Source organism: Streptomyces sp. NPDC001480 (assembly GCF_042894725.1).
Taxonomy (GTDB): domain Bacteria; phylum Actinomycetota; class Actinomycetes; order Streptomycetales; family Streptomycetaceae; genus Streptomyces.
The window spans coordinates 1-12,542 of the sequence record NZ_JBIAVX010000044.1 but is presented as its reverse complement, the minus strand read 5'-3'; the positions used below and the strand labels follow the sequence as shown (position 1 = coordinate 12,542).

The following is a 12,542-nucleotide window of genomic DNA, read 5'->3' as shown; positions in this document are numbered from 1 at the left end:
GGGGGAGGGGGCAGCCGGGCCGCCGGACAGGGTCTATGCGGCCAGGGGCATGAGCTGGTCGACGTCGACGGGGGTGCAGCCGTGCAGGGTGACGACGTCGCGGGCGGCGATGATCCAGCGCAGGTCCGGGTGCCCGTGGGGCACGAAGTCCAGGTCCTCGTTCGGTGGGGCCAGGAGCGCGGTGAGGGTTCGGGGTTGTGCAGGATGCCGGCGACACCCCACGGGGACGAGTACTTGACCCGCGCCGCCACTGCACCGCGGCGCAGGTGCGGGCAGTTCCGGAGCGCTTCCGCTGCGCATTCCTCGTGTACGGGCGGAACTGCTGTCCGCTCGCCTTCGATGATCGGTCTGCCGTTGCGCTCGCCCATCAGGAACAGATGCCGTTCTTCCTGCCCGGCGCAGGTGGACGTGCCGCACACTTGGCACAACAGGTGCGTCATGGCCTGACGCTGCCGGAGTGCGTGCACGCCCGCGAGGCGGGGTTCCCCCACGCCACGCGCGCGATCCACCCCGCATCGTCCAAGGCGGCAACCATGCTCATCGTCACCCGTGAGGGTTACCGCCGCTGCAAGCTCCCGCCACCGTTCTGACGGATGCCGAGACCGGTGAGAGGATCGACGTCTTGCCCGGCCGGAGCGCGGGCACCCTCGAATGCTGGATGCGCGAGCACACCGGCGCTGAGATCGTCTGCCGGGATGGCTCAGGCGCCTACGGCAAGGTGGTCCGCCGGGCCCTGCCCGGCGCGGTGCAGGTCAGCGACCGCTGGCACCTGTGGAATAACCTGTGCGGAAAGACGCTGTTTCGACTTCGCCCTCGATGCCGAAGGGCGATGGTGGTTCCTGGAATGCAACCCGTCCGGGGCCGGTGCTGGGCGGGCACGTCAGTTTCATGCTCGCCCGCCCTCATATGCCGCCCCCGCTCGGCCTGCTTCCCGACATCAGCGCGGGCAAGGAGCGCGAGGCCATCGTCGGGGCCGATGTTCTGACGGACTGGACGACCCCGTTCGTCGCACAGTTCGCCGTGCCGACCGCGCAGCACCTGAAACTGCGACAAGGCCAGCAGGACGAGGACATCCTGGTCGACGTCGAGACCGGCTCATGGGCTCTGCTGCAGCAGGAGGACAGCCGCTGGGTTGTCTGGCAGGGCGGTCCTGAACCTCTCTGGGATGCCGTTGAGGAGCACCTCGGCCGCTGGCATGCCGCCGGGACACCGGCGGTGGAAGAGGCAACCGTGCGCGTCACTACGCAGGCGCAGACCCTTCACTGGTAGGCCCCACGCCCGGCCCCGCTCGTCCGTCTCCACCCGTGGCGGATGTGCGGGGCGTTTCGCGGTACGCGGGCGACGCCTGACCGGCCCAGCCCCGTCCGTGGGGGAGGGAAGTTGCCGCGGCAACGCTGCTACCCCTCCGGCACCTGGGACGACAACTGGGCACTGCTCGAACCCCTGCTGCCGACACCGGCTGCGAGACAAAGGCAGGCAGCCGGCCCAGCCTGGTCCCAGACATACACTGTCGCCTACGCCCAGGAACTCGGCTACAACTGCGCCCCGATCGAGCCATACCGGCGGCGGGAGACCGGCGCTTACCCGGACCCATGGCCCGGCCCAAGACCGCCTACGTCGACACCCTCGCTGACCTGAGCGCCACCAAGGACCTCAGCGACACGGAGTTCCTCGCGGCATGGCTCGGCACAAGCAGGTCGCCCCGCGCCTGGCGGTCGTCCTCGCCGCCGTCAAGGGCGGCGTGGGCGATTTCCGCGAGAGCCCGCAGGGACGCCGCTACAAGGACGACGAGAGGCGGCCAGCCCTCGAGCGGCCCACCTTGCGCCCGGACATCCGCGCCGCCGTCATCAGCAAAACTCGCGTCAACATGCACCGCAAGATGCGGCCGGTGTTGCTGCCACTCTGTTGCGCGAGCCTTGCGTTTCCGCAGGTCACCGTGCAGGTTTGGGCGTGGTCCGGGTGCTGACATCCCCGTTGCGGCCGCATTCGCCCATGTCCCTGCTGGTAGCCCAGCGGGTTGTCGTGAGCGGCCCGGGCTTCGGCGAGCGCCGCGCCCGTTCCTTGCACGGTCCGTGCCCGAAGGAGGAAACCCGCCGACGGACAGGGCATTCCGCTCGCGGTGTCCCGGACTGATGGCAACTGCCATGACGTCACCCGGCCTTCGGGATCCGTAGCGATGGCCGGTTCCGCGAAGCCGTGTGGCTTCGCGGGGGAGGGGTGGCTGGCCTCTCCATACCGGCCATCGTGCGGCGTCTGGTCCGCCGGGAGTTCGTCGTTACCTTAAACCAGAGGCCGCGGGTCTTACGGTATCCCGCCTGCGACGCGCTTCGGCGTGCCGCAGTCAGGAGCATGAGGAGCGGTACACCAGCCCGTACATCTCGTTTTTCGCGGTACTGGAGGGCCGTTTCGTAGGCGTCGCCACCACACGCACCTCGGCCGACGCCGGCAGCGCGTACAGCAGCCGGGCGTCCAGGTCGGTGCCGGTCGCCCACCGCACCACCCACGGGGTGGCCGCTTCCTGACCAACCCCCACTTCACGGATTTCTGCTGCCACCACGCCCGCGACCCCTCCGGCGTACCCGCCGACAACCCCGCCGACAACTGTCCGCATCTGTCAGGGGCCTGACGATGTATCCGCAGGTCACCATCCCTTTCAGCCGTGGTCGGGTAGGCCGACATCCCCCTCTGCGCCCCCCAACGGCCCCACCCAAGAAGAAAAGAGGAAAGGGGAGGGCGGGCGTGGTGTGGTGGAGCGTCGGAGGATCGGGCGGCCCTCAAAGGGGTGTTGCGCGTCGGCGGGGCCTCCGCGCTCAGCGCCGGGTCGACGCGCCAGGAGGACCAGGGTGCCAGCCGGGCGCAGCTGGCGGGAGCATAGGTCAGCCGTCCTTCTCCTGGCCGTGCTCGTACACGGCGCGGGCCTCGGTTACGGCGCACTGCCAGCTGCGCTCGTTGCCGCAGCATTCGGCCGGGCCGCTCCGAGGCACGTCGCCGGCTGGCATGACACGGTGAGCGCCTGGACCAAGACGGCCCACCGCTCGATGAGCCCTGACCCTTTTTCTCCTCCAGCCTCGAGTAGTCGGCCGTTCGCGGCCCCAGGTGGCCAGCGGCTGGAGTGCGTCGGTGAGGCGGATACCGTCCTCGGTCAGCGAGTACTCGAGGCGGGGCGGCAGGGCCGGGGCGGGCGCTTGAGTTCCCGCCCTCAGTCGCGGCTGAAGGTGTAGGCGCGCTCCACCCGCGCGACTTCCACGCTGTACGAGGAGTACCAGCGTTCACGACCGAGACGCTGCGCTTCGAGATGATCGGGGTGGGCTTTCCAGGCCGTTATCGAAGCCTCGTCCGCGTAGTAGATGACCACGAGATCCCTGCCGTCCTCGTCCGTCAGTGACTCACGACCCAGATAGCCTGGCTGTCCTTCACCGAGTTCGGCCATGCGCTCGGCCATTGCCTCGTAGCCGTCGAGATCCGCGGCCGGCCGCGTGGTGATGATCACTGCGTAGTACGGCGGTTCGGGGCGGACGAACGAAATGGCCATGCGTGAAGCCCTCCATCAGTAAGGAGCATGCGACATCAATGCTACTGACGTGATCCTTCGGTGACTACCGCGTCAGCACGTTCTCCCAAGGTTTCAGAGTCTCGTACTCCTCGGCCGGGCGGCGGCTAAGACGACCCGCGCGTTGCTCATGACACTGCCGTGAGGCCGGGGCCCCGGTGCGCAGCCGTCATGACGGACGGATTCGGGGTCAGGTGGTGTAGCCGCCGTCCACGGCCAGGGAAGTGCCGGTGATGTAGCGGCCGGCCGGTCCCGCCAGGTAGACCACCGCGGCAGCGATGTCCTCGACGTCGCCGTACCGGCCGAGGGCGGTGAGCGAGGCCTGCCACTCGGCGGAATTGCCGTCGGCTGGATTCATGAGGGTGTCGATGGGGCCCGGGTCGACCAGCGTGGCGGTGATCCCGCGCGGCCCCAGCTCTCGGGCGAGTCCCTTGGTGAGGCCGATGAGCGCGGACTTGGCCATCGCCTGGAGGACGAAGTTCCCGGCGGGGACACGGCCGTTGAAGCAGGAGCCAATGCTGATGATCCGCCCGCCGTCGCTCATGTGCCGGGCGGCGCTCTGCGCGGCCAGGAACACCGATCGGACGTCGGCGGCGAGCACCTTGTCCAGGTACCCGGAGGTCACCTCGTCGAGCGGGCCGTAGGCGAGGAAGCCCGCGTTGTTCACCAGGACGTCGATGCCGCCCAGCTCCCGGACGGTCCGTTCCACCGCCTCGACGGCATCGTCCGGACGGGTCATGTCCGCCCTGACGACCTCCGCCCGGCCGCCGTCCGCCTCGATCGCCTCGGCTACCTCACGGGCCCGGTCCTCCGCCCGCACATAGGTCAGCGCGACCGCCGCTCCCGCGTCGGCCAGCCGCCTCGCCACCGCCGCGCCGATACCGCGGCTGCCGCCGGTCACCAACGCCACCTTGCTGGCCAAGTCACTCATCGTTGCTTCCTTCGTAGACGGTTCACTGTTCGCCGTACGGCTACGCTAAAAGCTGACACCAGTGTGAGATTCAAGGTCTTGAAGGATGCAGGGGGCAGACCATGCGGATCGGTGAACTGGCCAGGCACAGCGGGGTGAGCGAGCGGTCGCTGCGTTACTGCGAGACACAGGGCCTGCTCCAGGCAGAACGAACTCCCGGCGGACATCGCGACTACGGTGAATGGGCCGTCGACCGGGTCATCCTCATCCAGGCTCTGTGCGCCGCTGGCCTGAACAGCAAGAAGATCGCCCTGTTGCTGCCGTGCATGCGAGACGGTGACGGCACACCGAGCGCCAGCGCGACGCCGCGGCTCATTGACGAACTCACCGCCGAGCGCCACCGGCTCGACCGCATGATCGCCGACCTGGTCCGCTCCCGCGAAGTCCTGGACGGCATCATCGGCACCGCGTCGACGGGCCTGAGTACGGCCGGCCTCCCTGGCAGCGGCTGACCAGGCGCTCACCGCCGAGGCCTGCGGAGTCTTTCCTGAAGGTCATGGTCGCGTGAGGATGCGGGCGCGCGGAAGAGGGAAGGGTACCGGGCCTTACTTCGCTGTCTTAAGTGTTTTCACCCGGTTCACGTTTCTTCGACGACGCTGCCCCTTGTGTGCACCCAATTCGGCCTGCCCAGCCTGGAAAGGCCGAGGTTGGCGAGGCGACCGGTGCCGCTGCGATTGAGCGGGTGGCCTGTGCCGGGGCTACGGCAGGTAAGCAAGCACGTACACACCAGCTCCGCCGGCGGCGCACAGCAGCGTGGCACTTGGGTGCCAGGCGATCCCGGTCAGATCGCTGGCGACGCGCAGGGCGCAGTGGCAACGACCGGTGCCTACCTGGTGCCGTCGGTGACGCGCCAGAGTCGTACCGTGCGGTCGTCGCTGGCTGTGGCGAGCAGTGTGCCGTCCGGAGAGAACGTGCAGTTGTACACCCCGTCGGTGTGGCCGGTCAGCACGGCTTGTTCGGTGCCGTTGGCAACGTGCCAAAGCCGCACCGTGCGGTCATGGCCAGCAGTGGCAAGCAGGGCGCCGTCGGGGGAAAAGGCGCAACCGCGTATCCAGCTGGTATGCCCGGCCAGTACCGAGACGACCAGCGGGCACCGCCGTCGGCGGGGCCGTTGCACTTCGGCGGCCCCGTCCTGGCCACCCGGCCGCAGCCCCCATCGCACGCAGCTGCGACGGCGACACTGCGGCCGTCATCGCGGCTCTGGGCGACCGTCGCTCCGGACCCACATAGGTCGCCCGTCTACCGGTAGTTCGTTGAATTCGGTGGCGGTGCGGGTTGACGTCAGGGTGGGTTGGTCGTAGGCCGGTGGGAGGAGTCAACTGCCTTGCTGGGAGCTGAAGATGACCGTTCGCCGTCCGTGTCCGCCTGCGCCGGGGCCGTTGGAGGAGTACGCGGCCCGGTTCGACGACCTCTTCTTCAGCCTGGCCCAGCGCCGGGGTTTCGCGAGTACCTGACCGGGCTGTTGGCGCCGCGGGAGCGGAACAAGACTCTCACCTGCCTGGCCGGGGCGGAGCCGGTGGCGGGTGCCGGGGTGCCGGGGGTGCAGCGGCTGCAGTTCTTCCTGTCCGAGTCACCCTGGGAGGCCGAGCTGGCCAACGACAGGCGGCTTGAGCTGCTGCGTGAGGAGCCGGCGACGGCTCCGCACGACGGCGGGGTGATCGTGATCGACGATTCCGGGGACCGCAAGGACGGCACGGCGACCGCGCACGTGGGCCGGCAGTGGCTGGGCCGGTTGGGCAAGACGGACAACGGCATCGGCACGGTGACCACGGTGTGGACCGACGGCCGCGTGTATTACCCGCTGCACGCGACTCCCTACACCCCTGCCCACCACTTCGACCGCGGCCGCTCGGATCCGGCCTTCCGCACCAAGCCGCAGCTGGCTGCTGCCCTCGCGGTCCGCGGGAAGGGGGCGGGCTTCGGCTGCCGGGCGGTGGTCGCCGACTGCGCCTACTCCGTCAGCGACGACTGGTACCTCGCGCTGCGCGAGGCCGGCCTTCCCTACGTAGTAGCCCTCAAGCCGCGCAACGGTGTCTGGGCCCCGGCCCACGAGCCGCACACTCCCATCGAAGCCGCACACGCCCTGACCTGGAAGGGTGCCAAGCGTCCCGGCGACTGGACAGCTGTGGAGCGTCACTTCCGCGACGGGCACACCGAGACCTGGTGGGCCGCCGACGCCCGCCTGGGCGGCTACGGACCCGACTCATCCTGCCGACTGGTCGTGGCCACCACCGACCCGGCCGGCCTGCCGGAGAAGGCCACCTGGTACCTGGCCACCAACCTGCCCCACCCCGACGCACCCCACGCCACCACCAGCCCGCACCCGCCGGCCGACCTCGCCGAGATCGTCCGCCTCTACGGACTGCGGCCGTGGATAGAGCAGAGCTACAAACAGATCAAGGATGAACTCGGCTGGGCCGACTTCCAAGTCCGCTCCGACCGCGCTATCCGTCGCCACCAGACCCTGGTCAACTGCGCCTTCTCCTTCTGCTGGGACCAATGGTTCGCGCCACCGGGACCCCTGGACGCCACCGCGCCGGACCCGTGCCCCGACGAGGGCCCAGAAAGGGGGTCCAGCCATACCCCTCCGGCCCCAACCGCCCTGCTGGCCAAGGGCCTTACGGGCCATCCGTTCCTGGCTCACCCCCGCCATCACCCTCACCCGATGGTGGCGAGCATGGACGGACACCGACCCACCCTCCGAACTCCAGGCCCTGATCGACGCGGTCACCACCGGACACGGCATCGACCTCTACCTCCGGATTTAACGAACTACCGGTAACTGCACGACCACCGCGGCGTCCTCACTCGAACCGCTTGATCGAGCGCGCCCGGTGATCAAACCCGGTCCGAGGTCAACGCCGTCGAGCTGCCCACCCCTGACCATGTCCCAGCCCTCGGTGCCCACAAGCTCGCGTTGGGAGCACCGAGGGCTGGGACATGCTTGACTGGCCCGCATGCCGTCAACTCTCGGTGCTCCGCAGCCCCGGGGGGGCGACGACACGGTGATCGACGTCGACCGCGATCCGGCCAGTCGGCCCTGGCACGCGGGCACGCCGCGTGCCAGGGCCGCGTTCGCCCCGCTCCCCGTCCCCTCCCTGTCCGCCGCCCTGGCCGACGACGGCATCATGCGCCGCCTCGGCGCCGCGCTGGAAGCATACGGCGCGGCCAAACACGCCGCCGCCAGCCGCATGGATCTTCGTCAGAACTCCCGCCGGGCGGTGGCCCGTCGCCGCCAGCATCGGTTCCATGGGCGCCGGAGCACCGTGGTCCGGGCCGGGACGAAAGTCGCCGGCGCTCCGGCGCTGTCCTTCGTGCGCTGAGCCCCACCAAGGGGTGATGCGGGAAGCTCCCGCCGGATGGAGGCACCACCGAACGCCGGGCCGACGACGGGAGCGGCGGGCGAGGCCGCGGTCCCGGGAACTCCCCGAAGGGCTCTCAGTTCCCGAAGGACAGCACCGGAGCGCCTGGCATCCGTTGTCGCTGTCTTCCTGGTTCCCAGAGATGTCACGCACCCCGTAGACCGTTCGCTGCGCGTACTGCCGCAGCTCCAGCCGCAGGCGGTCCCCGCGGCCGGGGTCGTACAGGAGGGCGGCCGCGAGGACTCCGCCGCCCACCCGGTCGTAGATCTGCCGCTGCTGAGCGACGGCGGCTCCAGGATGGCGATGGCCTCCGCCCCTCGGGCGCCCGGCCTAGCCAGCGGCTCCTGCTCCAGTAACACTCCGCGACCGCTACCCAAGATCTGTGGCAGAACCGGAGGGCAGGTATCTGCTGTGAAAGGCGCGCATCAGGAGCCGAAGCGTTGATGGAATTCGTCGGCCACGGCGCCGCCTGCCGCCTCCACCAAGTGGAGTACCACCGGGTGGATCACCAGTCCCGCCACTGCTTCTGTGAGCGCGGGCAGGTGGCGGCTGAACCAACGACGGACATACGCCATGGTGGACGGAGCGTCGGCGTCGGGGGCGGTGGCGGACTCCTCCAGTTCGTCGAGCAGTTCCCGCGCCCGGTCCGCGTCGCTGGCATCCTGCGGTACGAGCGCGCGTACACGAGCAAACTCAGCGCGTAACTCGCCCAGTTCGCGTTCGGTGACTGGGGCGGCTGCGGGCGAAGCCACCTCGATGCGGCTCACGGTGTTGTCCCGGCCGACGACAAGTTGTCCGGAGACGTCGTCGGCGTGCACGTTGTAGCGGTCGCCTTGCCTGTCAGTCATGTCTCTAACCACCATTTGTGGGTGTCGTGGCACACGTGTAGTACGGAGATTCGAGCGGGGCCCAGTCCGACACCCCGGCGCTGTTAACGGCGCGGACTCTAAAGCACATGTGTGTGCCCGGGGCCAAGCCCTCCCAGGTGTACGCGTTCCGGCCGCCGGGAACCGTCTGTGAGGTCTCCCCGTTGTTGATCTCGATGTCGGTCGGATTACCGGGAACATACCCCCATGAGATGAATATGGAGGTCGTGCTCACAGGGAAGGAACCGACATCGGTTGGCGCACCGGGAGGGCCTTCGGCGGAGGTTCCGGTCACCTGCAGCGTCATGGATTCACGTCGTGAGTCGTCGAGCATGGTGACTCGTGCGGTGTATGTCTGGCCCGGATCCTGAGGTGTGAAGACCACATCGAATTTACAGGCCCCCGACTGGTCTGGCGGCGGACAGGAAGTCGGCTCCACTTTCCAGTTGGTCTCGTCGTCGACGGCCAGAGTGTTCTTGTCGCCGCAGCCCGACAATGCGGCGAATTCCATGTGCCGGGTTTCCTCCTTCCCGGCCGCCACCGGGCCGAACGTCTCGGGCCCCATCGAAACGGCTGTGCACGTGCTGTGGCTGTCATCGGGCTTGCTTGAGGGGGGCTCGGTGTCCTGTTCTGTCAGGGAAGGCCCAGAAGACTGGTTCGTCGGCTTTCGGGACCGGGACGGATAGGGTCTCGGCCCCAAGGACGAGGCTGACGGGGGCGGGGTGAAGGCCGTCACCTGTGATGACGCAGCGGGCGCGGCCGCCGGCTGCTCACCGCCGCCGCCTACGAGGCCTGCTGTGAAGATGCCTCCGGCCACCAGGGCCGCCACCCCGACGCCGATCGCCGTCGGACTGGAAGCGATCGCGGCTACGCCTGATTTGGCGGCCCCTGACGAGGCCACGCCCGATTTGGCCGTGGCGCCGTGCAAAGCACCCTGGCTGAGCACCGCCGCCGCCCCGGCCGTGACGCCGGCCGTCATCCCGGCCGCCAGTCCCAGTCCGCGCCTGCGCACCTGCTCTTCGCGCGAGAAGTACGCCATGTCTTCGGCCGATCCCAGCGCGCGGGCCGCTTCCAGGCCGAACTCCAGGACCTGCCGCCAGGCGCCCCAGCGCAGCGTACGGGCGAACACCGGCGCCGTGGCCCGCGCCAGGTCCCGTACGGCCGCGTGGTCACCTGCCCGGGCCGCTGCCGCGAGGACGTGGCAGATCGCGGCGGCTTCGTCGGCCACATCGCGCCGGGCGGTGGTGGTCTGTATCCAGTCCACCAGCGGCCTTGCCAATTCCGCCGCACCGCGAACGGTCCCGGCCCGCTCAGCGACCAGCGCGGCGAACCGTCCCACGACGCGGTAGCCCGTGCTGTCACATGCAACGAGGGCCAGCGACTCCAGCTCCGTGACGGCGGCGCGGTCCATGCCGCCTGCGAGCACAGTGAGCAGGGCCGGGGAGAGGGAAAACGGCTCGAAGGCGCGAAGGAGACGCAGGAGCTTGCCCGCTTCATCGCTCAGTCGGCCGGCGAGCCCGACCGCGAGCGCCGACTCATGCACGTCGAAGCCCGTGCCAGCGGGAACCGCCCCGGATTCGGGCTCTCCCCCCGGGTCCGCCGTGGTCGCCGCAGTGCTGCGTTCGGCGGCGGCAATGGCACTGGCGGCCTGGACAAGCGTCAGCGGGTGCCCCTGGATGGTGGTGATCAGACCTCTGGCCGCGTCCAGTTCTCCGCCGCGTAGCGGGCGGCCGAGTTCCCGGGCCAAAAGCGCGAGTGCGTGCTCTTCGGCGAGTCCGTTGAGGCGTAACGCTCTCGCCTCGTCCCAGGCGATGTGCTCGCCACAGGCCACCACCACCTCACAGCCCGGAGCGGCATCAACGAGGGTGGCCAAATCCTCGGGGCCGCCCTGGAAGTCATCGACGACGAGGAGAGCACGGACCGCCCCCATCAACCGCCGCACTCTGGCCCGGTCGGGTTTGTAATCCTCGGTCTCGAAACAGGCGTGGAAGAGATCCTGAACGACATCTTCAACGGGCAGTCCGATGGCCGGGAGGTAGATCACGTCGCCGCCGCCGGGTCTCGCGGCGCGGTCCGCTGCCACGCGCCGCAACAGCGCGGACTTGCCGACTCCCGGCGGTCCGTATATCTGCACCGGGTGCCCCTCAGCCAACCAGTCGTCGAGCCGGGCCAATTCGTGCTCACGCCCGAGCAGTGCGGGAATGCGACGGGGCAGAGCCCGGCCCACGGGCCGACCGCGCCGTTCAACCTGCGGGGGCCCTTCGGGGCGCACCATGACGGAGGAGCCCTGTGCGGCGTTGACGACGACGGTCTGGACGACGTTCCGACTGCCGACGACCACCTGCCCGTCGACATCGCCGTGTACGTGGACGTTGTTCGTACTTGTCATTGGACTGTTCCCCCGCGGCGCCCGCACTACCCCCAGGGAAAGTCGTAGCACCTCAAATCAGGTGCCGTGTGTAAAGTTTCGCTTTTGCCTAAAAATGGCTCTCTTGCCGTATGTGTGGGTCACTCTGTTGCGGGTCGACGTCCGGGGGATTGTCACATTGGCCGAGCAGCTTGGGATGATCTTCGTGTTAATCCTGCTGGGGAGGTTTCGTGTCGGGTGAGTCGCCGCCGTACAAGGGCCGCCACTACCCGGCCGAGCTCATCGCGCACTGCCTGCTCCTGCAGCAGCGGCAAGCCAGTGCTGGCTCCGGCAAACAGAATGGCGAAGAGCCGGTGACTGCGCCTGCCCCGAAGCCGATCACGAAGGAACTCCCCCGGCCCAGGACACGCAGGCCCTCAGCGTCCTGCTCATCCCCGCCCCGTACGTGCCGTGTCCGCCAGCGTCTGTTCAGGACACCAGCGGACACTGAAATCCCCGGGCCCGCTACCAGCAGCCCAGCAGCGGACCTGCCCAACTCTGCGGCAGACAGCAGCAGGACACGCCCCCGGACAGCCAGCCTCACTCCCATCTGGTCCGCATAACAGAGGTGACCACCCATTTAAGGAGATCGCGATGTCTACGCTCCAGATGCTGATGCTGCTTCTGGCGCTGCCCGGGGCCATGCACATCGGCTGCGCAGCCGCCTTCGCTGCCTGGAGCGCCGGCACCCACCCCGCCACAGCCCTCCTGATTGGCGGCAGCGCCACCGGCACCGCCACCACCGTGACGGCGCCGCTCTATCGGGAGGCCTCAAGGGCCCGGGGCCTTACAGACGTCCGTCACCAGACAGCCCAGAAGTCCAGCTACGGCTTCGGGAACCACCTTCACTACGGATTAGGGGCCTTGCCGCACAAGGCACCATCACAGTTCTGACCGCCCACCGGCCCGGCGTCGGCCAACAGCCCCATGCCGATCAAGGAGCCGCGTGACCGTCACCAGCATGCCCCAGACGACTCTGCCCGCACAGTCAGAACACCCGCTGGCGGAGGACGTGGTCCTCGGCGTTGACACCCACAAAGACGTGCACGTCGCCGCCGTAATCACCATGCTCGGCGCGCCCCTGGCCCACCAGGAGTTCCCGGCAACTGCCGCCGGATACCGCCAAATCTTGTCTTGGGTCCGCTCCTTCGGCCTCATGCATCGCTGAGCTTGTTCCGCTTTGGCGGACACCATCGGTGTGGTGGTCAGGCTGCCAGTGCGGCCTCGTAGTCGGCGGGACTGCGGTAGCCGAGGCTGCTGTGCAGCCGGTGCAAGTTGTACCAGCTCTCGATGACCCTGTTGCCCAATTCGAGTGAAGCCAGCGTGATCACGGGGCATGCGGCGTCGGGGGCCATGAGCGTGTTATGTGGCGGTCTCAAGGGCACGA

At 68.8% G+C, this 12,542-nt stretch carries 15 protein-coding genes and 4 pseudogenes; 9 read left to right on the top strand and 10 right to left on the bottom strand.

Translation table 11 applies throughout. The annotated features are described in order from the left end of the window. Window positions 1-197: 197 nt before the first annotated feature. The 4 genes and pseudogenes from ACFY01_RS45540 to ACFY01_RS45525 all read left to right on the top strand — a co-directional run bounded on the left by ACFY01_RS45540 (window position 198) and on the right by ACFY01_RS45525 (window position 1,966). Window positions 198-590, top strand: coding sequence for a hypothetical protein (locus ACFY01_RS45540; protein WP_390741679.1), 393 nt, complete (start codon window positions 198-200; stop codon window positions 588-590). Further along, window positions 578-811 (top strand): annotated as a pseudogene (locus ACFY01_RS45535) (transposase); the annotation flags it as partial. The gene ACFY01_RS45540 and the pseudogene ACFY01_RS45535, both read left to right, overlap by 13 nt. Window positions 812-816: 5 nt before the next feature. Beyond that, window positions 817-1,269, top strand: coding sequence for a hypothetical protein (locus tag ACFY01_RS45530; RefSeq protein WP_390741678.1), 453 nt, complete (start codon window positions 817-819; stop codon window positions 1,267-1,269). A gap of 409 nt (window positions 1,270-1,678) precedes the next feature. Next, a complete protein-coding gene (locus ACFY01_RS45525; RefSeq protein ID WP_390741677.1) occupies window positions 1,679-1,966 on the top strand; it encodes a hypothetical protein in 288 nt (95 codons plus the stop codon). A gap of 375 nt (window positions 1,967-2,341) precedes the next feature. Here the strand turns inward: ACFY01_RS45525 and ACFY01_RS45520 are convergent, their stop codons facing one another. From ACFY01_RS45520 to ACFY01_RS45500, 5 genes and pseudogenes are all read right to left on the bottom strand, one after another. Further along, a complete protein-coding gene (locus ACFY01_RS45520) occupies window positions 2,342-2,557 on the bottom strand; it encodes a hypothetical protein (RefSeq protein WP_390741676.1) in 216 nt (71 codons plus the stop codon). A gap of 319 nt (window positions 2,558-2,876) precedes the next feature. Further along, on the bottom strand, window positions 2,877-2,999 hold the full coding sequence (locus ACFY01_RS45515) for a hypothetical protein (RefSeq protein ID WP_390741675.1): 123 nt from the start codon (window positions 2,997-2,999) through the stop codon (window positions 2,877-2,879). A gap of 96 nt (window positions 3,000-3,095) precedes the next feature. Further along, a pseudogene (locus ACFY01_RS45510) lies at window positions 3,096-3,170 on the bottom strand (transcriptional regulator); the annotation flags it as partial. A gap of 29 nt (window positions 3,171-3,199) precedes the next feature. After that, window positions 3,200-3,532: an antibiotic biosynthesis monooxygenase family protein gene (locus tag ACFY01_RS45505; RefSeq protein WP_390741674.1), complete on the bottom strand. Its 333-nt coding sequence runs from the start codon at window positions 3,530-3,532 to the stop codon at window positions 3,200-3,202. Between the two features lie 208 nt (window positions 3,533-3,740). Next, window positions 3,741-4,481, bottom strand: coding sequence for an SDR family NAD(P)-dependent oxidoreductase (locus tag ACFY01_RS45500; protein ID WP_390741673.1), 741 nt, complete (start codon window positions 4,479-4,481; stop codon window positions 3,741-3,743). 101 nt (window positions 4,482-4,582) lie between these two features. On the opposite strand from ACFY01_RS45500, the gene ACFY01_RS45495 reads away from it, so the two are divergent. Then, window positions 4,583-4,972 (top strand): MerR family transcriptional regulator, encoded by a 390-nt coding sequence (locus tag ACFY01_RS45495; protein WP_390741672.1) that lies wholly within the window; start codon window positions 4,583-4,585, stop codon window positions 4,970-4,972. Window positions 4,973-5,346: 374 nt separating this feature from the next. Here the strand turns inward: ACFY01_RS45495 and ACFY01_RS45490 are convergent, their stop codons facing one another. Next, on the bottom strand, window positions 5,347-5,508 hold the full coding sequence (locus tag ACFY01_RS45490) for a WD40 repeat domain-containing protein (RefSeq protein ID WP_390741692.1): 162 nt from the start codon (window positions 5,506-5,508) through the stop codon (window positions 5,347-5,349). Then, window positions 5,509-5,637: pseudogene (locus ACFY01_RS45485) on the bottom strand (WD40 repeat domain-containing protein); the annotation flags it as partial. It lies immediately after the preceding gene. A 240-nt stretch (window positions 5,638-5,877) separates the two neighbouring features. Between ACFY01_RS45485 and ACFY01_RS45480 the strand changes: the two are divergent. Continuing rightward, window positions 5,878-7,302 (top strand): IS701 family transposase, encoded by a 1,425-nt coding sequence (locus tag ACFY01_RS45480; protein ID WP_390741691.1) that lies wholly within the window; start codon window positions 5,878-5,880, stop codon window positions 7,300-7,302. Window positions 7,303-7,477: 175 nt separating this feature from the next. After that, window positions 7,478-7,843 carry a hypothetical protein gene (locus ACFY01_RS45475; protein ID WP_390741671.1) on the top strand — a complete coding sequence of 122 codons (366 nt, stop codon included), beginning with the start codon at window positions 7,478-7,480 and terminating at the stop codon, window positions 7,841-7,843. 464 nt (window positions 7,844-8,307) lie between these two features. Here ACFY01_RS45475 and ACFY01_RS45470 read toward each other — a convergent pair whose 3' ends face one another. Both ACFY01_RS45470 and ACFY01_RS45465 read right to left on the bottom strand, forming a co-directional pair. Next, on the bottom strand, window positions 8,308-8,730 hold the full coding sequence (locus ACFY01_RS45470; RefSeq protein WP_390741670.1) for a hypothetical protein: 423 nt from the start codon (window positions 8,728-8,730) through the stop codon (window positions 8,308-8,310). Window positions 8,731-8,734: 4 nt separating this feature from the next. Then, window positions 8,735-11,137 carry a fibronectin type III domain-containing protein gene (locus ACFY01_RS45465; protein ID WP_390741669.1) on the bottom strand — a complete coding sequence of 801 codons (2,403 nt, stop codon included), beginning with the start codon at window positions 11,135-11,137 and terminating at the stop codon, window positions 8,735-8,737. A gap of 612 nt (window positions 11,138-11,749) precedes the next feature. Here ACFY01_RS45465 and ACFY01_RS45460 point away from each other — a divergent pair. Together ACFY01_RS45460 and ACFY01_RS45455 are read left to right on the top strand one after the other, a co-directional pair. Next, the gene (locus ACFY01_RS45460) at window positions 11,750-12,049 is read left to right on the top strand and encodes a hypothetical protein (RefSeq protein WP_390741668.1); all 300 of its coding nucleotides are present in this window, start codon (window positions 11,750-11,752) and stop codon (window positions 12,047-12,049) included. 52 nt (window positions 12,050-12,101) lie between these two features. Continuing rightward, window positions 12,102-12,323, top strand: a complete 222-nt coding sequence (locus ACFY01_RS45455) for a hypothetical protein (protein ID WP_390741667.1) — start codon at window positions 12,102-12,104, stop codon at window positions 12,321-12,323. Between the two features lie 37 nt (window positions 12,324-12,360). On the opposite strand, the pseudogene ACFY01_RS45450 reads toward ACFY01_RS45455, so the two are convergent. After that, window positions 12,361-12,542 (bottom strand): annotated as a pseudogene (locus ACFY01_RS45450) (hypothetical protein); the annotation flags it as partial.

What these genes read in the sequence shown, in the direction of transcription:
- ACFY01_RS45530 (WP_390741678.1), top strand. Translation starts at nt 817, where the DNA reads ATGCCGAAGGGCGATGGTGGTTCCTGGAATGCAACCCGTCCGGGGCCG.
- ACFY01_RS45525 (WP_390741677.1), top strand. Translation starts at nt 1,679, where the DNA reads ATGGCTCGGCACAAGCAGGTCGCCCCGCGCCTGGCGGTCGTCCTCGCC.
- ACFY01_RS45515 (WP_390741675.1), bottom strand. Translation starts at nt 2,999, where the DNA reads ATGCCAGCCGGCGACGTGCCTCGGAGCGGCCCGGCCGAATGCTGCGGC.
- ACFY01_RS45505 (WP_390741674.1), bottom strand. Translation starts at nt 3,532, where the DNA reads ATGGCCATTTCGTTCGTCCGCCCCGAACCGCCGTACTACGCAGTGATC.
- ACFY01_RS45500 (WP_390741673.1), bottom strand. Translation starts at nt 4,481, where the DNA reads ATGAGTGACTTGGCCAGCAAGGTGGCGTTGGTGACCGGCGGCAGCCGC.
- ACFY01_RS45495 (WP_390741672.1), top strand. Translation starts at nt 4,583, where the DNA reads ATGCGGATCGGTGAACTGGCCAGGCACAGCGGGGTGAGCGAGCGGTCG.
- ACFY01_RS45475 (WP_390741671.1), top strand. Translation starts at nt 7,478, where the DNA reads ATGCCGTCAACTCTCGGTGCTCCGCAGCCCCGGGGGGGCGACGACACG.
- ACFY01_RS45470 (WP_390741670.1), bottom strand. Translation starts at nt 8,730, where the DNA reads ATGACTGACAGGCAAGGCGACCGCTACAACGTGCACGCCGACGACGTC.
- ACFY01_RS45465 (WP_390741669.1), bottom strand. Translation starts at nt 11,137, where the DNA reads ATGACAAGTACGAACAACGTCCACGTACACGGCGATGTCGACGGGCAG.
- ACFY01_RS45460 (WP_390741668.1), top strand. Translation starts at nt 11,750, where the DNA reads ATGTCTACGCTCCAGATGCTGATGCTGCTTCTGGCGCTGCCCGGGGCC.